The 16,590-nt window shown below is 69.1% G+C and carries 14 protein-coding genes; 5 read left to right on the top strand and 9 right to left on the bottom strand.

Annotated elements, in window-relative coordinates; genetic code table 11:
• Nucleotide 1 precedes the first annotated feature (1 nt).
• From bchZ to HMH01_RS02730, 6 genes are all read right to left on the bottom strand, one after another.
• Nucleotides 2–1,477, bottom strand: a complete 1,476-nt coding sequence (bchZ, locus tag HMH01_RS02755) for a chlorophyllide a reductase subunit Z (RefSeq protein ID WP_171322235.1) — start codon at nucleotides 1,475–1,477, stop codon at nucleotides 2–4.
• 37 nt (nucleotides 1,478–1,514) lie between these two features.
• The gene (gene bchY, locus HMH01_RS02750; protein ID WP_171322233.1) at nucleotides 1,515–3,083 is read right to left on the bottom strand and encodes a chlorophyllide a reductase subunit Y; all 1,569 of its coding nucleotides are present in this window, start codon (nucleotides 3,081–3,083) and stop codon (nucleotides 1,515–1,517) included.
• Nucleotides 3,084–3,236: 153 nt separating this feature from the next.
• Nucleotides 3,237–4,262 carry a chlorophyllide a reductase iron protein subunit X gene (locus HMH01_RS02745; protein WP_171322232.1) on the bottom strand — a complete coding sequence of 342 codons (1,026 nt, stop codon included), beginning with the start codon at nucleotides 4,260–4,262 and terminating at the stop codon, nucleotides 3,237–3,239.
• Nucleotides 4,259–5,200 carry a chlorophyll synthesis pathway protein BchC gene (gene bchC, locus HMH01_RS02740; protein ID WP_171322230.1) on the bottom strand — a complete coding sequence of 314 codons (942 nt, stop codon included), beginning with the start codon at nucleotides 5,198–5,200 and terminating at the stop codon, nucleotides 4,259–4,261. Before bchC ends, HMH01_RS02745 begins: the two co-directional genes overlap by 4 nt.
• Before the next feature lie 129 nt (nucleotides 5,201–5,329).
• Nucleotides 5,330–6,499: a methyltransferase gene (locus tag HMH01_RS02735; RefSeq protein WP_343035124.1), complete on the bottom strand. Its 1,170-nt coding sequence runs from the start codon at nucleotides 6,497–6,499 to the stop codon at nucleotides 5,330–5,332.
• Complete coding sequence (locus tag HMH01_RS02730) at nucleotides 6,486–7,349, bottom strand: polyprenyl synthetase family protein (RefSeq protein WP_171322228.1); 864 nt, start codon at nucleotides 7,347–7,349, stop codon at nucleotides 6,486–6,488. Before HMH01_RS02730 ends, HMH01_RS02735 begins: the two co-directional genes overlap by 14 nt.
• Nucleotides 7,350–7,485: 136 nt before the next feature.
• Here HMH01_RS02730 and crtD point away from each other — a divergent pair, with 136 nt between their 5' ends.
• The gene (gene crtD / locus HMH01_RS02725) at nucleotides 7,486–9,069 is read left to right on the top strand and encodes a 1-hydroxycarotenoid 3,4-desaturase CrtD (protein WP_171322226.1); all 1,584 of its coding nucleotides are present in this window, start codon (nucleotides 7,486–7,488) and stop codon (nucleotides 9,067–9,069) included.
• Nucleotides 9,054–9,890, top strand: coding sequence for a carotenoid 1,2-hydratase (crtC, locus tag HMH01_RS02720; protein WP_171325164.1), 837 nt, complete (start codon nucleotides 9,054–9,056; stop codon nucleotides 9,888–9,890). Before crtD ends, crtC begins: the two co-directional genes overlap by 16 nt.
• On the opposite strand, the gene tspO is transcribed toward crtC, so the two are convergent.
• The 3 genes from tspO to HMH01_RS02705 form a co-directional block, all read right to left on the bottom strand.
• Nucleotides 9,887–10,357, bottom strand: a complete 471-nt coding sequence (gene tspO / locus HMH01_RS02715; RefSeq protein ID WP_343035123.1) for a tryptophan-rich sensory protein TspO — start codon at nucleotides 10,355–10,357, stop codon at nucleotides 9,887–9,889. The genes crtC and tspO overlap by 4 nt on opposite strands.
• 67 nt (nucleotides 10,358–10,424) lie before the next feature.
• A complete protein-coding gene (gene crtB / locus HMH01_RS02710) occupies nucleotides 10,425–11,453 on the bottom strand; it encodes a 15-cis-phytoene synthase (protein ID WP_171322224.1) in 1,029 nt (342 codons plus the stop codon).
• A complete protein-coding gene (locus HMH01_RS02705) occupies nucleotides 11,450–12,994 on the bottom strand; it encodes a phytoene desaturase (protein WP_171322222.1) in 1,545 nt (514 codons plus the stop codon). Before HMH01_RS02705 ends, crtB begins: the two co-directional genes overlap by 4 nt.
• A 143-nt stretch (nucleotides 12,995–13,137) precedes the next feature.
• Here HMH01_RS02705 and crtA point away from each other — a divergent pair, with 143 nt between their 5' ends.
• Genes crtA through HMH01_RS02690 form a run of 3 tightly spaced genes read left to right on the top strand, consistent with a single transcriptional unit; the run spans nucleotide 13,138 to nucleotide 16,590 of the window.
• Entirely contained in the window at nucleotides 13,138–13,839 is a 702-nt protein-coding gene (crtA, locus tag HMH01_RS02700; protein WP_246237259.1) for a spheroidene monooxygenase, read from the top strand.
• Nucleotides 13,840–13,855: 16 nt separating this feature from the next.
• The gene (bchI, locus tag HMH01_RS02695; protein ID WP_171322218.1) at nucleotides 13,856–14,875 is read left to right on the top strand and encodes a magnesium chelatase ATPase subunit I; all 1,020 of its coding nucleotides are present in this window, start codon (nucleotides 13,856–13,858) and stop codon (nucleotides 14,873–14,875) included.
• Complete coding sequence (locus HMH01_RS02690; RefSeq protein WP_171322215.1) at nucleotides 14,872–16,590, top strand: magnesium chelatase subunit D; 1,719 nt, start codon at nucleotides 14,872–14,874, stop codon at nucleotides 16,588–16,590. Before bchI ends, HMH01_RS02690 begins: the two co-directional genes overlap by 4 nt.

Here is a 16,590-nt window from a genome sequence, read left to right as displayed (position 1 = left end):
GTCAGTTCTCCTTCCTGTCGGGAACCCGTTTGGCGGGTGCGAGTGCGGCCACCTGTTCGGCGGCGACCCGGTCCGCCCCTGCATCGAGCGCGGCCTTCTCGGCCGCATCGCGCAGGTTTTTCGCCGCCGAGATCCGGGTCAGGATCGGATGGCGGGCGACGATCTCGTCGAGAAGCCGCTGCGCCTCGGCGTCCCATGGCAGGTCGCGGCGCAGCGTCGTGGGGGTGGCGGCGCCGGCATCCATCTCGCTGCCCAGGGGCAGGATGTGGAACAGCGCGTCGAACAGCCCGTTGCAGATTTCCTGAAGCAGCCAGGTCGCCCCGGCATAGCCCATGAAGGGCGTCCCGGTGTGCCGGCGGATCGCAGCGCCGGGGAAGGACGCCGCGATGAAGGCCGGTCGCGGCCCGAAGCCAGCGCCCATCTCGGCCATGTAGATCTTTTCGTTGATCGACCCGAGCACGATCAGCGGCCGCGTCTCGTGCATCAGGTCGCGCACCGCGTCATTGTCGGTCTTGCGACCGGCGACGCGGGCGACGGCAAAGGCGCAGGGCAGGCCCAGATCGTTTTCCAGGTAATTCCGGATGCCCCTTGCATAGGTCTCGTTGGCGACGATCGCGAAGCTGGCCGTCGCAAAGAAATCCTGCGTGACCGAGCGCCACAGATCCCAGACCGGCTTGATCGTGGAATGCTTCTCGGTCTGGATGAACGGCTCGGGATCAAGGTCGAGCAGGTCGCCCAGCTTGCGAAGGAAGGCCGTGGTCGACTCGATGCCCACGGGCGCCTGGAGATAGGGCTTGCCCAGCACCTCGGCCAGGCCGCGACCGAATTCGCGGTACATGACCACGTTCACGTCGGCATCGACCAGCTTCGCCATGTCGGCCAGATGGGAGCCAAGCGGCATGACCATGTTGATCTCGGCGCCGATCCCTTCGACCAGGCGCCGGATCTCGGCCAGGTCGGACGGCATGTTGAAGGTGCCGTACATCGGGCCCAGGATGTTGACCCGCGGCTTCGCCCCCTCGGGACGGACGGGGATGCGCGGCATCCGGCCCTTGGTCATCCCGAACTCGGTGAAGAGCCAGGTCATCGCCCGGTCGGCGGCCTGCCACTGATCCTCGTCGATGGTACGCGGCAGGAAGCGCTGGATGTTGGTTCCCTGCGGGGTGACGCCGCCGCCGATCATCTCGGCGATGGAGCCGGTGACGACCACCGCGGGAAGCGCCGGGTCGAGGGTGCCCCAGGCGCGCTTCATCGCGCCTTCGGTTCCGGCGCGGCCCAGCTCTTCCTCGCCCAGGCCGGTGACGACGATGGGCAATTCATGCGGCGGCAGGCCGTCGGTGTAGTGCAGGACGGAGGTGACCGGCAGGTTCTCGCAGCCCACGGGCCCGTCGATGACGACCTGGAGCCCCTTCACCGCGGTGAAGGCATAGACTGCGCCCCAATAGCCGCCCGCGCGGTCGTGATCCTGGATCAGCATGACCGGCCCCCCGCGAAACATGGTTGGGTGCGGGCCATCAGATCATCTCCTCGGCCTTGGCGGCGCGGGCCTGCTTTTCCAGCTTCTTCTGCTGGCGAGCCCGGAAATCCGGTTGCAGGTTCGGCGCGCCTTCCCAGACGCCGGCGGTGTCGGCATGGCCGACGCCTTCGAAGAATTCCCGCATGCGGTCCATGCGGCCCTTGTTGGCCATGGCCGCGTTCACCACGGTCGCAAGCGACCCGGCGCCGGCGGCGCCCATCAGCGGGCGGGCAGAGATCAGGTTGGTGAAGTAGAGCCCGGGGATCCCCAGCTCCTTGGCCTTCTGCACGACGGGGGTGGTCCCGATGGCAAGGTCGGGGCGCAGCCCCTCCATCGCGGCGCAGTCATCCTCGAGCGAGGCGCGGAACTTAACGGTCACGCCGCGGGCGCGCAGCCAGGCTGCATCATCGGCCGACCAGGGCGACTTCGCGCAGGCGGTACCGACGTAAGGAACCCGCGCACCGCTTTCGATCAGCAGGCGGGCAACCAGCAACTCGGACCCCTCGTAGCCGGAAAGCGTGATGGTTCCGTCGATCGGCGCACCCAGGAGTGCCGACCGGATCTCGGGCAGCAGGGTGTTGAGCGCCGCATCCACACGGGAGGCTGCCACGCCATGAATGTCGCCCACCGCCTTGAGCCAGGCCTCGGTTCCGTCCACCCCCACGGGGGCAGAGCCGAGGATCGGGCGGCCCGCCGCCTCGAACTCGCGCACGGCGGCGGTATAGAAAGGATGGATCGCGGCCACGGCCGAGCAGTCGAGCGCCGCGTAAAGTTCGCGCCAGTCGCGCACCGGCACGGTCTGCCCCGCTGCAAGGCCTAGCGGCTCCAGCATGCGACCGATGCTCATGGGATCGGCGGGGAACATCTCGCCCAGAAGCGTGATGGTCGGACGGTCGGAACGCGCACCGCGCGGGGCGGGTACCGGGCCGGCCTTCACCTCGGCGCGGGCATAGGCGAGCATGGCGCCGGCCAGCACGTCCTTGGCTTCGGCATGGGTCGGGATGCCGAAACCCGGCACGTCGATGCCCACGATGCGCACGCCGTTGATCTGTTTGGGAAGCAGGCGCAGCGGAACGCCGCTGGCAGTCGGCACGCACAGGTTCGTCACGATGATCGCATCGAAATGCTCGGGATCGGCCATCTCGTGCACGGCGTCGCGGATATCCTCGAACAGCTTGCCGGTCACCAGGGATTCCGAGTTGAAGGGGACATATCCCACCGACCTGCGCGCCCCGTAGAAGTGGGACACGAATGTCAGGCCGAAGACGCAGCAGGCTGAACCAGAGAGAACAGTCGCCACCCGCCGCGTCCTCAGCCCTACCCGAAGGGAACCAAATGCAGGACACATGCTTTGCGGCTTGTCGTGCGGCCCCGTCGGGTAGTCCTTCGCGTATTGCTCCAGGATGTCGGACTTGCCTGACATCTCTGCAGCCTTCCGCATCTCGTCCGCACCCGCGTGGCAGCCAAGGCCATCGGCGGTTCCCGGCTGCGGATCGGCCGGGGCGGTCGTGCTGCCGGTCAGGACCGGCGCTTCGTTCGCGGCGTCGTAGCGGATCTCGTCCGTCATGACGCCACCTCGGACCCTGCCACCAGCCGCAGATGCGGACAGCGCCGGGGATCTTCCCGTGTCTGGGGCATTGCGGTTCGCGTGTCTGTCGCGGGCTGCGCCTGGTCGGGCAGCGCTGCGAAGAGGCGATCGGCGGCGGTCAGGGCGTCGAGGTCAAACATCGTCGTAAACGACCTCCAGGCTTTCGCGCGGAGCCGCGTACTTGCCGCGCATGTCAGCATCCGTCGCAGGCTCCAGCACCACGTCGGCACCGGTCTGCGAGGCCGAGAACAGCGCCAGGAGTCCGTCCTGATCGAGCGGCGAGGGATGGGTGGGCGGCGCTTCCGCGACGCTGTCGGCCAGTTCGCCGAACAGCGCGCCCCAAGGTCCGGCATCGGTGCCGACGATCTGGTAATTCGCGGATTTCCGGCGCAGGTCGTCATCGGCAGGGATCGCGGCCAGCACGGGGATGTTGACCGACTTTGCAAAGGCGGCCGCCTCTCCGGTGCCGTCATCCTTGTTGATGACCATGCCGGCGACGCCGACATTGCCGCCCAGCTTGCGGAAATACTGCACGGCCGAGCAGACGTTGTTGGCGACGTAAAGCGATTGCAGGTCGTTGGACGCGACCACGATCACCTTCTGCGCCATGTCGCGCGCGATCGGCAGGCCGAAGCCGCCGCAGACAACGTCGCCCAGGAAGTCAAGCAGGACGTAGTCGAAATCCCAGTCGTGGAAGCCCAGCTTTTCCAGCAGCTCGAAGCCGTGGATGATGCCGCGCCCGCCGCAGCCGCGCCCCACTTCGGGGCCGCCCAGCTCCATCGCGAAGACGCCGCCAGACTTGAAGCAGACATCGCCGATCTTGACCGGCTCACCCGCAAGGTTCTTCTTCGTCGAGGTCTCGATGATGGTCGGGCAGGCCTTGCCGCCGAACAGAAGCGACGTGGTGTCGGATTTCGGATCGCAGCCGATCAGCAGCACGCGCTTGCCGCGCTCTGCCATCATGTGGCTGAGATTGGCCAGCGTGAAGCTCTTGCCGATGCCACCCTTGCCGTAGATCGCGATGATCTGCGTCTTCTTGGTGGGTTCCGCCTGGGGGATCTCGGGAAGCGGCGCGCTGGCTTCGTCGCGCAGGCGCTGGTCGTTGGTAGCGATCGCGTCGTCGGTCAACACGGGGATACGGTCGTCGAGGGCGGTCATGCGGAAGCCTTCCAGTTCAGGATCATCTTCAGACAGGCCGGATCCTCGAAGGCGGTGACATAGGCCTGGGCGGCGTCCCCGGCGGCGGCGCGATGCGTCACCAGCCCGTCGAGACTGAGGTGCCCCTCCTCGATCAGCATCTTCGTGGCCAGCATGTCCTGGCGATTCCATTCCGCGGCGATGCGCAACCGCGCCTCCTTCATGAAGGCGGGCGGGAAAGCAAAGCTCAGCGGTTCGGCGTAGAATCCGGCGAGGACGATCTCGCCCCCCTTGGCCAGTCGACGGATCAGGCCGTTCAGCCCGCCCGCGTCACCGGAAGCGTCATAGATCGTGGCGTAGTCCATCCGGCAGTCATCGTCCGGATGCAGGACCGGATAGGCGAATTCGCCCAGCCGCCGGGCAGGATCGAGTTCCCACACCGTCGGGGCACGCCCGCCTGCGGCAATCGTCAGCCGCGCCAGCAGGCGCCCCATCACGCCGTGGCCGACGATCAGCTCGGGCAGCGCGGTGGTCATACCCGCGATGGCATGGCGTGCGGTTGCCGCGAGTGCGATCAGTGCGCTCGCTTCGCCCAGGGCCGGATCGACGGGCACCAGCCGGTCGGCCGCCGTGATGATGCTGGCGGACGCGCCGCCGAAAAGGCCGCGTGCGCCTTCGTAGCAATCCGCGCCGGGAACGAAGACACGGGTTCCGGGTCTGAGCGCGGCAAGCGCCCCGGCCTCGACCACCTCTCCGACCGACTCGTAGCCGGGGACCAGCGGATAGCCCATGCCGGGAAAGTCGGGCATGCGCCCGGTCCAGAATAGCTTTTCGGTTCCGGTGGAGATGCCCGAATGCAGGACTTCCACCACGACCTCGTCGACCTTGGGCTGGCGAAGCCGCAGCGATTCCAGAGAGAGGGATCGCGGGGCGCGCATCAAAACGGCTTGGGTATCCATCGCCTCCCTCCTTTTCCGGAACACTGCGGCCGCGTGGCACAGCCAGCATCGCTTGTTGTCAGTTTAGCCTGACACTTTGCTTTGTCAAACAATGATTACGTTCCGTGCAATTTACACAAGGTGTCATTGTCAGCGTGCAGGGCGACGGGCGACGATCACGCGCGTGATGAACGGCTGGCGCGCGGACAGCAGCCTCGCCTCGCTGAACCCGGCCTCGCGCAGCAAGGCAATATGCGTCTCGGCCGATCGGGGCTGCCCGCTGGTCATGGCCGCGGTGTAAAGCCCGAAATACGCGTCTCCCGCCCTGGTCGGATGATCGCCACCCGACATCGGCTCCGAGAGAATCAGGCGCCCACCCGGCGGAAGCGCAGCGAGACAGGCCGCGAGGATTCGGCGCACGCTTGGCGTGTCGTGGTCGTAAAGCACCCGCACGAGCGAGACGGCATCCGCGCCATCCGGCAACGGGTCTTCGAGGAAACTGCCGCCGGCTACCCGTGTGCGGTCGGACAATCCGGCCAGATCCATGGCTGCGCGTGCACGCGCGACCACTGGCGGCAGGTCGAAGACAATGCCGCGCAGACCCGGCGTCGCCCGAAGCGCGGCCGAAAGAAACGCCCCCTCGCCGCCGCCCACGTCCATCAGGACCGACACATCGCGCATCGGATGCACGGCCAGCGTCTCGGCCGCGACCATCGCCTGGCTTGCAGCCATGAGCCGCGAATAGGCGGCGGCATCCTCATGGCCGACGCCACGCTCTCCGACATAGGACCAGAAGCGGGCGATCTCGGTGCTGTCCCGGGGCGCGGTGAAAAGCGCCAGCGGGTCGGCGAGATCGCGGTAGAACATCGGATGGTGGCGGACCATTTCCTCGACCCCGGGGGCGCCGAGAAGCGCCGCGCCCAGCGGGCCGAGACCATATCGCCCGCCCGGCCGCACCCGCATCAGGTCCAGCGCGGCAGCGGCCTGCGCCAGCCGGGCCATACGCTCGGCATCGAGTGGCGTTCCGCGCGCCAGCGTCTGGGCGTCGAGAGGGCCTGCGCGAAGACGGCGGAACAGGTCCAGCTCCACACAGGCAAGCAGAACCTGCGAATAGACGAACCCCGCCACCAGGTCGTACAGCGCGGCGCCCTGCCGGTTGGCGATGCCACGGGTCAGCGGAAAGGCGGTTGCGCGGGCCTGGAAGCCGGGGTCGGCGATCAGCCCGTCCCGCCAGCGCCGCAGCCGGTCGGCCAGCCGCGACAGAACCCCCGGCTGCCGCATCGGCGGATCGGCCGGCAGCGTCACCTCAGGCCAGCGCACGGGCGAATTCGACAGGCGTCAGGCGCTTGGCCTGGGCCGAGACGATCTCGCACAATCGCGCCTCGCCGGGGCAGGAGGGAATCGAGGCGATAGCCCCGCCAAGAATATCGTGCAGCTTCTGCACGGCGCCCTTCACGCCCAGTTCCGATACCGCGTTCGGGCGGTGATGCGCCACGTCCTGGCCTGCGGGCTTGCCCAGCTCATCCTGGGTCAGCAGCGCGTCGCGCAGATCGTCGGCAACCTGGAATGCCTCGCCGATGCGGGCGCCCAGTTCAACCCAGGGCTCGGGTTCGGCCCCGGCGGCCTGCGCACCCATCGTGGTCGCGGCCACGAACAGCGACCCGGTCTTGGCCCGGTGATAGAGCGACAGATCCACCGACGCCTCGCTTTCCCAGCCCTGCCCGGCACAGATGCCGCCCGGCATTCCGGTATGCGAGGCAAGAGCTACCACCATCCCCGGCAGACGCGCGGGGGTTCTGATGGCGGCGCGGGCCAGTATCTCGAAGGCCAGCACGATCAGGGCATCACCGGCCAGCAGCGCCAGCGGCTCGGAATAGGCGGCATGCACCGTGGGCTTGCCGCGCCGCAAGTCGGCATCGTCGAAGCAGGGCATGTCGTCATGGACAAGGCTTGCGCAGTGGATCAGTTCGATCGAGGCGGCGGCGGCATCGCTGAGCGTGGGCCGGTCGTCGCCGCAGGCGGCTGCCACCGCAAGACACAGCTGAGGGCGGACGCGTGCGCCTCCCGGAAAGACGGCGTGCTGTAGCGCCCCAGCCAGAAGCGGCGGCGCCGATGGACCCGACGCATGGGTCAGCGCAGCCATGAGGGCGGTTTCTATGCGGTCCGGCATGCGCGTCTCCGTCTGGGGCCAACTCTGCCAAGGCGTCAGAAGTGGCGTTGAAACTGTCCACTTGTTATGACAGCATAGTGTAACTCAGTCTGGACAGTTTGTGCCGGTCTGTCAATTCCTGCAACAGGAGCGCCGTGTGCACAGCCACCGGGACAACATCGTCGTGATCGGCGCCGGGATCGGCGGGCTGGTCGCCGCGCTTGAGTTGTCCCACGCAGGGCTGCCCGTAACGGTTGTGGAGCGGGCGGCAGGGCCGGGTGGCAAGATGCGCACCATCGACACGATGGCCGGCCCGGTCGACGCCGGACCGACGGTCTTTACCATGAAATGGGTTTTCGAGGCGCTTTTCGACGCCGTGGGCGAATCGCTCGAGGCGCATGTGGCGCTGACCCGGCTCGAGGTGCTGGCGCGGCATCACTGGCGGGGAAGCCCGGCGCTGGACCTGTTTGCCGAGCGCGCCCGCTCGCGCGACGCGATCGCGGATTTCGCCGGTGCGGGGGCAGCGCGGGAATTCGACGCCTTCTCCGACCGGGCGGCGCGCCTTTTCGAGGCCTTTCGCGACCCGGTGATGACGCATCCCGACCCGACCCCGCTGTCGGTGGGCGCGGCAAGCATGAAGCACCTGCCGGGGATCCTGTCGGACATGGCGCCGACACGCAGCTATGCGGGACTTCTGGCGGGGGCGTTCGGCGATCCGCGCTTGCGGCAGCTATTCGGGCGCTACGCCACCTATGTTGGTGGCTCGCCCTATCTCAGCCCGGCGATCCTCGCGCTGGTCTGGGAGTCCGAGGCGCAGGGCGTCTGGGCGGTCGAGGGGGGCATGCACGCGCTGGCGCGCAGCCTGGAAACCCTGTGCCGCGATCGCGGCGTCGGCTTCCGCTACGGATCGGACGCACAACGGATCGAGGTGCAGGACGGCCGCGCCGCAGCGGTGATGCTGGCCGACGGCACAAGGCTTCCCACGGGCGCCGTGCTGTTCAATGGCGATCCCGTTGCCCTGGACGCGGGGTTGCTGGGCTCGGCCGCCCGCCGCGCGGGAACGCCGCGTCCCCGCAACCGGCGCTCGCTCTCGGCCTGGGTCTGGACCTTTGCCGCCGAGGCGGGCGATACGCCACTTGCGCATCACAACGTGCTCTTCAGCGACGACTACCGCCGCGAGTTCGCCGATCTCTTCCGCCTGCGCCGCCTGCCGCAGGATCCCACGCTTTATATCTGTGCGCAGGACCGCGGCAACGGCGGCGCGCCCGCCGGGCCCGAACGCTTCCAGATCATCATGAACGCCCCCGCCGAAGGCGATGTCGTCACCCCCACCGAGCAGGAGATGCAACAATGCCAGACGAGGGTCTTTCACCGGCTGAACGAGGCCGGGATCGCGATCTCCCCGCCTCGGGCAGAGAACGCGCTGACGACGCCATGGGATTTCGCCCAGTTGTTCCCGGGAACGGCCGGGGCGATCTACGGGGCGGCGCCGCACGGGATGATGGCGACCTTCCGCAGGCCGAAGGCGCGCACGATGCTGCCCGGGCTTTACCTGGCGGGGGGCGCGGTACATCCGGGGCCGGGGGTGCCGATGGCGGCGCTTTCGGGTCGGCAGGCGGCCGCGGCGATACTCTGCGACCGCGTTTCGACATCACCGTCGCGCCGGACGGCTACGCGTGGTGGTATGTCGACGGGCTCTCCGACGACGGCCTCCGCGGCATCTCGATCATCGGCTTCATAGGCTCGGTCTTTTCGCCCTGGTATGCCTGGGCCGGCCGGAAGAACCCGCTCGATCACTCCTGCATCAACGTGGCGCTTTACGGCCCCGGCGGGCGCTGGACCATGACCGAGCGCGGGGCCAGCGCGGTGCGGCAGACGGCGGACATGTTCCAGGTCGGGCCGAGCCGGATCCACTGGGAAGACGGCGTGCTGGTCGTCGATATCGACGAGATGTCGACGCCCCACATGAACCGGATCCGCGGCCAGGTGCGCCTGACGCCCGATGCGATCACCCCGGCCGAGGTGCGGCTTGACGCGCAGGGCGCGCATCTGTGGCGGCCCTTCGCCCCCGGCGCCTCGATTTCGGTGGATATCGAGCGGCCCGGCTGGCGCTGGGAGGGGCACGGCTACTTCGACGCGAATTTCGGTACCCGCGCGCTGGAGGCGGATTTCAGCTACTGGACCTGGGCGCGGATGCCGGTCAGCGACGGCACCGTCGCATTCTACGACGCGAAACGCCGCGATGGCGGCACGCTTCAGGTGGCGCTGCATTTCGGCAGGGACGGCAGCGTGACCCCGATCGAGGCACCGCCGCTGACCCGGATGGCGCGCAGCCGGTGGACCGTTCGGCGCGAGATGCGGGCCGATCCGGGCTACCAGCCGCGGCAGGTGGCCCCCATGCTGGACGCGCCCTTCTACACCCGCTCGGTCGTGCGCAGCCGCATCAATGGCGAAGACGTGACGGGCGTCCACGAGGCGCTTGACCTGGACCGTTTTGCGAGCCCGTTCCTGAAGCCGATGCTTGCGGTGCGGGTTCCGCGCAGGGCGCGCTTCCCGGTCTAGAGATCCTTCGCGCCGGGGTTGTTGCGCCAGATCCACGCATTCAACGCCCCTGCATAGCTGGCCCATACCAGGTAGGGCAGCAACAGGAACCCCGACAGCAGGTCCACCCGGAAGGACAGCACCACCGTCGCGGCCACCGCCAGCCAGAGCCCCGACAGGACGACCAGGGCGGCGCCGACACGGCGGGCGCCGAAGAAGACGGGCGACCAGACCGCGTTCAAGGCGATCTGCGCCGCCCAGAAGGCAAGCGCAGGCTGCGCCAGCGGGTCGCCGGACTTCGCCATCCGGTACGCCGCCGCGACCATTGCGGCGTAGAGCACTGTCCAGGCAACGGGAAAAAGCCAGTCGGGCGGGGTCCAGGATGGTTTGGTCAGCCGCTTGTACCATTCACCCGGCTTGAACATCGCACCGGTCGATCCGGCAGCCATCGCCGCCAGGACATACCCCCCCAAGGTCAGCCAATCCACGCGCAATCCCCCTGGCAACCACTGCCACTGTCCCACATCTGCCTTTCGGCAGGGGGAAGTCAACGCGTCAGGCGCGCTTGCGGGCCCGTTCGACCCGTTCGAGTTCCAGCAGGATGTCGGCAAGCCCGGTCAGCCGCTCTCCTATGTCGAAGACACCGCGCCGCTGGGCGGGCCGGTGGGCCGCGGTCACGAGAAACGCGGTCTCGGGCAGGGGCGGCGCATGCAGGACAGCCGAGCGCGGCATGGTCAGCGTCACCCCCGTGGAGGCGTAGGACTTCGCCACCAGCGCCAGCTTGCGGGCCTTGCCGGTATGGGCGCGGCAGGTGACGCTGTCGTAATCGTTTCGGCGCACCTCGGCCCCGATGGCGGCATAGATGTGCCGCGCGGCAAAGATCGCCGGGCGGCAGCCCGCAGGCAACGCGGCGATTCCCGCCTCGGCCCGGTAATAGAGCCGCTGCGCCTCGGCCAGAAGCCGGTGGACGACCAGTGCCAGCGGGCGGCTGGGGCGCGGATCGGCCAGAAACCCGTCGGGATCGAGCCCCGCCTCGCGCATCCAGTCCATCGGCAGGTAGAGCCGTCCCTCGCGCGCATCCTCGCCCACATCGCGCGCGATGTTGGTCAGTTGCATCGCGACACCCAGGTCGCAGGCCCGCGCCAGCGCATCGGCGTCGCGCACCCCCATCAGCACCGTCATCATCGCCCCCACGGTCGAGGCGACGCGCGCGGAGTAGGCCCGCACCTCGGACAGGGTGTCATAGCGGCGGCCCATCGCGTCCCAGGCAAACCCCTCGATCAGCGCCTCGGGCAGGGCACGGGGCATCTCGGTCGCGGCGACCATCTGGGAAAAGGCGCGGTCGGCGGCGGTGTCGGCCGGCGTCCCGGCATAGGCCAGGTCCAGCCGGCGCTTCAGCCGCAGGACGGCGGCGGACTTCTCGTCGACCAGGTCCACCGCGTCGTCCGCCAGCCGGCAGAAGGCGTAAAGCGCAAGCGCCGGCTCTGCCACCCGGGCCGGCAGCAGGCGCGATGCGGCATGGAAGGACTTCGATCCGTGACGGATCGCGACGCGGCACGCTTCCATGTCGGCGGGGGCGATCATGCGACCGGCACCGGATCGGGGACCAGCTTGTCCAGCACCTCGGCCGAGGAAATGACGCCCGGCAGGCCCGCGCCGGGATGCGAGCCCGCACCCACCAGATAAAGCCCCCGCACCTCTTCCGAGACGTTGTGCGGACGGAACCAGGCGCTTTGCAGGATCCGCGGCTCGATCGAGAAGCCGGCGCCATGGGGCGAAAGGTAGCGCGTGCGGAAATCCTCGGGCGTCATCACATGGCTTTCGGCAACATGCGCGCCCAGACCCGGCAGCACGCTCTGTTCCAGCATGTCCTGAAGCCGCAGTCGGTAGGGCTCGGCCATGGCGGCCCAGTCCACCGGGTTGTCGAAGCCCAGATGCGGGACCGGCACCAGCGCGTAGAAGGCATCGCCGCCCTTCGGCGCGGCACTCGGGTCGGTGACGGTCGGGCGGTGCAGATAGACGCTCATGTCGTCCGCAAGCTTGCCCTCGATGAAGATGTCCTTGACCAGGCCCCGGTAACGCGGGCCGTTCAGGATCGTGTGGTGCCCGACATCGGGCCAGAGCTCGCGCGTGCCCTTGGTGCCGAAATACCAGACGAACAGCCCGTTGGACCAGCGCGTGCGCGTGAGCCGCGCCGGCGACCAGCGCCGCTTGGGCATCCTGCGCAGCAGATGAGTATAGGTGTGGCCCGCATCGGCGTTGCTGACGACGGTGTCGGCAAGGATTTCCTCGCCATCGCCCAGCCGCACGCCGCGCACCCGCCCGTCGCGGGTCAGGATCTCGTCCACGGTGACGCCCAGGCGCAGCTCGCCGCCCAGATGCCGCACCAGTCCCGCCATCGCCTCGGCCAGCGCGCCCGCGCCGCCCATCGCGTAATGCACGCCGAACGCCTTTTCCAGGTGGGCGACCAGCACATACATTGACGTGACGTGGAACGGATCGCCCCCGATGAAGAGCGGATGGAAGCTGAGCGCCATGCGCAGCCGTTCGTCCTGCACCCGCGCGGCGGCATGCCCATAGGTGGATCTGTCTGCGCGAAGCATCCCGAAGGTCGGCAGCACCTTTATCAGATCGGCCAGCTTGTGCATCGGCCGGCGGCCCAGGTTCTCGAACCCGAACCAGTAGCGCTTTTCGGCGTCGGCCAGGAACCTTTCGTAGCCCGCGACATCGTTCGGAGAGAGGCGCCCCACCTCGGCGCGCATGGCCTCGGTGTCCTGCCGCGCGGTGAAGGTCTCTCCGTCAGGGAAATGGATCGTGTAGAAGGGATCGAGCGGCTTCAGCTCGATATCGTCCGCCATCCGGCGCCCGGCGATGCGCCACAAATCCTCGAAGACCTGAGGGACCGTGACGATGGTCGGGCCCAGGTCGAACCGGAACCCGCCCTGGTGCCGTGCCGAGGCGCGGCCCCCCGGCATGTCCAACCGGTCCAGCACCTGGACGCGGTAGCCGCGCGCCCCCAGCCGGATCGCGGCGGCAAGGCCACCAAAACCTGCCCCGATCACCAGCGCCAGCGGGCGCGGGTCGGTGGCAAGGACGAGACTCTCGGGATCGAGGCGCTTTTGCATGAAGTCACGGTAGCAGTGTCCACTTAAATTGACAATCTCCCTCGCCACCCCTTCCCAGGCCTTAATTTCAGTGCAACACTAGCCACATGACGAGGAACTCACCCGCAACATCGGCACCGAATCTGTCAGGTCAGGTTGTCACGATGTGCTTTTTCCGGTTTCGCCCGTTGCGTCACCGGCTCTGGGCCTTTGCCCAGATGGCGCTGGCACGGCGGCCGCTTGCGCGGACCGAGGGAATCGGGTTCTTCAAGCTTATGGGCGCGGGAACCGGAGAGGGATTCACGCCGAAGCCGGATACCGGCGCCGTGGTGATCCTGACCACCTGGCCGGACCTGGCCACGGCCGAACGGCAGACGCGCGACGCGCCGGTGTTTCGCCGCTATCGCGCCCGCGCCGACGAGGTCTGGACCATCCACCTGACCCCGCGCTCTGCCTGGGGGGCCTGGTCGCGCCAGATGCCGTTCCAGCCACGCGGACCGGTTGGCGATACGGCGGTGGTGGCCCTGACCCGCGCCACGGTGCGCCTGCCGGTGCTGCTGAAGTTCTGGCGCCGGGTGCCCGACATCCAGCGCGCGATAGGCGGCGATGCCAACGTCATCTTCAAGCAGGGCGTCGGCGAGGTGCCATGGCTGCACCAGATGACCTTTTCGATCTGGCCCGACACGCGTGCCATGGCGGCGTTCGCCCGCGCGGACGGGCCGCATGCGCGCGCCATTGCCGCGGTGCGCGCCGGCAACTGGTTTGCCGAAGAGCTTTATGCAAGGTTCTCCATACTCAAGTCCGAGGGCAGCTGGGGCGGGCGTGACCCGCTCGAACGCCTTTCGGCGCTGCAGGCGGCGGAATAGAAAGACGATCCCGAACATGACCATCCAGCCTTTCCCCTTCTCCGCCATTGTCGGACAGGACGAGATGAAGCAGGCGCTGACCCTGACCGCGATCGACCCGTCCATCGGCGGAGTCCTGGTCTTCGGCGACCGCGGCACCGGCAAGTCCACCGCCGTCCGCTCGCTTGCAGCACTGCTGCCCCCGATCGAAGCGGTGGCGGGCTGCCCCTACAACTGCGCCTTTGCCGCCCCCGATCCGGCCTGCCCCCATTGCGGCGCGCATCCGAAGAAGACCGCGCAGACGCGGCCCGCGCCGGTGGTGGACCTGCCGCTTGGCGCGACCGAGGACCGGGTCGTGGGCGCGCTCGACCTGGAACGCGCCCTGACCCGCGGCGAAAAGGCGTTCGAGCCGGGTCTCTTGGCGCGCGCCCATCGCGGCTATCTGTATATCGACGAGGTGAACCTGCTGGAGGATCATCTTGTCGACCTGCTGCTGGACGTGGCCGCCAGCGGCGAGAACGTGGTCGAGCGCGAGGGGCTTTCCCTGCGCCACCCGGCGAAATTCGTGATCGTCGGTTCCGGCAACCCGGAGGAAGGCGAGTTGCGGCCGCAGCTTCTGGATCGTTTCGGCCTTTCGGTCGAGGTCGCCTCGCCCCGCGACATCAGGGAACGGGTAGAGGTCATCCGCCGCCGCGACGCCTATGAGCGTGACCCCGCGCCGTTCCTGAAGAAATGGCGAACGGCCGATACGCGGCATCGCAAGAAGATCATGGCCGCGCGCGAACGGCTGGGCGCGGTCGCGGTCTCGGATGCCATCCTGGAAAAGACGGCCGAACTGTGCATCGCCCTTGGCGCTGATGGCCTGCGTGGAGAGTTGACCCTGATGCGCGCCGCCCGTGCGCTGGCTGCCTTTGACGGCGCCGATGCAGTGACCGGCGCGCATCTGCGCAGCGTCGCGCCCTCTGCCCTGCGTCACCGTCTGCGGCGCGATCCGCTGGACGAGGCCGGGTCCACCACCCGCGTCCAGCGCATCATCGACGAGGTTCTGCCCGCGTGACCGACACCCCCGCCATCCCGCCCGCCGACTGGGCCGCGGCGTTGCTGGCGGTGGATCCCGGGCTGGGCGGCATCCTGCTGCGCGCCCGCGCCTGTCTGGCGCGAGAGGCGTGGATCGCCGCGGCGCTGGCGCTTTCCGGGCATGCGTCCCGCCGACTCCCCGTGGATGCGGGAGAGGACCGCATCTTCGGCGGGCTCGACCTTGCCGCGACGCTGGCGGCGGGACGGCCCGTCCATGCGGCCGGCTTGCTGGCCGACATGGGCCGTGGCACGCTTGTGGTTCCGATGGCCGAGCGGATGACCGTCGGCCTGGCCGCGCGTCTCGGCCAGGCGATGGACGCCGGCGCGCGCTTCGCGCTTGTCGCACTCGATGAGGGCGAGGAGGATCAGGTTCCGCCAGCCATTGCCGACCGGCTGGCATTCGCCGTGGCGCTGGCCCCTAGCCCCCTGCGCGACCGGGCTGTGCCGCTTTCAGGCTTCGACGCTGCGGAATGTGCCCTTGCCAGGGACGCGCTGGCCCGCGTGCAGGTGCCCGACGATCTGTCCGAGGCGCTGACCGGCGCCGCCGCTGCATTCGGGATCGGATCGCTGCGCGCCCCGCTTCTGGCCCTGCGCTGCGCCCGCGCCGCGGCGGCGCTGCGCGGCAAGGCCGAGGCCGGCGTGGCCGAGGCGGAACTGGCGGCGGCACTCGTGCTCGCCCCGCGCGCCCGGCGCCTGCCCGAGGCCGAAACGGAAGAGCCCCCGGCAGAGACGCCCCCGCCGCCCGAGCCCAGCCAGCAGGATCAGGACGAAAGCGAAGGCCGCTCGCAACCGCTCGAGATTCCCGAGGAACTGCTGCTCGAGGCTGTCAAGGCGGCGATCCCCCCGGACCTGCTGAGCCGCCTCGCCGCCGCCGGCGCACTCAGCCGGGGGTCGAACGCACAGGGCGCCGGCGCCGGTGATGACCAGCGCAGCAAGACGCGCGGCAGGCCCGCCGGCACCAGGCGCGGCGACCCGCGAAGCGGCGGGCGGCTTGACCTGGTCGCGACGCTTCGCGCGGCCGCGCCGTGGCAGCCGCTGCGGCGGGGCATGGCCGGCACTGCTCCGGGTCGGGTGATCGTCACGCCCGACGACTTCCGCATCCGCCAGTTCAACGAGAAACGCGAGAAGGTGGTGATCTTCGCCGTCGACGCATCGGGCTCCGCGGCGATGACGCGGCTGGCAGAAACCAAGGGCGCGATCGAACTGATGCTGGCCGAGGCCTATGTCCGCCGCGAGCAGGTGGCGCTGATCGCCTTTCGCGGCGAGACGGCCGAGCTGCTTCTTCCGCCGACCCGCAGCCTGGTGCAGGCCAAGCGTCGGCTTTCGGCGCTGCCCGGCGGCGGCGGCACGCCCCTTGCCGCAGGGATCGAGGCAGCGGCGTTGCTGGCCGACCGACTGCGGCGGCGCGGGCAGATGCCGCATGTGGCGCTGCTGACCGACGGGCGCGCGAACATCGCCCGCGATGGCACGCCCGGCCGCGAGACGGCGCGCAACGACGCGCTGGCGGCGGCGCGGATGTTGCGCGCGGCCGGCACGCCGGCGCTGCTGCTCGATACCTCGCCCCGCCCGCAGGACGCGGCGAAGGCGCTCGCGGCAGCGATGGGGGCGTTGTACCTGCCGATGCCACGGGCGGACGCGCGCACGCTCGACGCGACGTTGCGCGCGGCGCTGACACCCGTTCCAGGGGCGGCCTGA

Source organism: Halovulum dunhuangense (genome assembly GCF_013093415.1).
Lineage (GTDB): Bacteria > Pseudomonadota > Alphaproteobacteria > Rhodobacterales > Rhodobacteraceae > Halovulum > Halovulum dunhuangense.
This window is presented reverse-complemented; position numbering and strand designations above follow the sequence as displayed.

Excerpts from the sequence above, each read along its gene's own strand:
- bchZ (WP_171322235.1), bottom strand. The coding sequence starts at position 1,477 with ATGCTGATCCAGGATCACGACCGCGCGGGCGGCTATTGGGGCGCAGTC.
- bchY (WP_171322233.1), bottom strand. The coding sequence starts at position 3,083 with ATGACGGACGAGATCCGCTACGACGCCGCGAACGAAGCGCCGGTCCTG.
- HMH01_RS02745 (WP_171322232.1), bottom strand. The coding sequence starts at position 4,262 with ATGACCGCCCTCGACGACCGTATCCCCGTGTTGACCGACGACGCGATC.
- bchC (WP_171322230.1), bottom strand. The coding sequence starts at position 5,200 with ATGGATACCCAAGCCGTTTTGATGCGCGCCCCGCGATCCCTCTCTCTG.
- HMH01_RS02730 (WP_171322228.1), bottom strand. The coding sequence starts at position 7,349 with ATGCCGGACCGCATAGAAACCGCCCTCATGGCTGCGCTGACCCATGCG.
- crtB (WP_171322224.1), bottom strand. The coding sequence starts at position 11,453 with ATGATCGCCCCCGCCGACATGGAAGCGTGCCGCGTCGCGATCCGTCAC.
- HMH01_RS02705 (WP_171322222.1), bottom strand. The coding sequence starts at position 12,994 with ATGCAAAAGCGCCTCGATCCCGAGAGTCTCGTCCTTGCCACCGACCCG.
- crtA (WP_246237259.1), top strand. The coding sequence starts at position 13,138 with ATGTGCTTTTTCCGGTTTCGCCCGTTGCGTCACCGGCTCTGGGCCTTT.
- bchI (WP_171322218.1), top strand. The coding sequence starts at position 13,856 with ATGACCATCCAGCCTTTCCCCTTCTCCGCCATTGTCGGACAGGACGAG.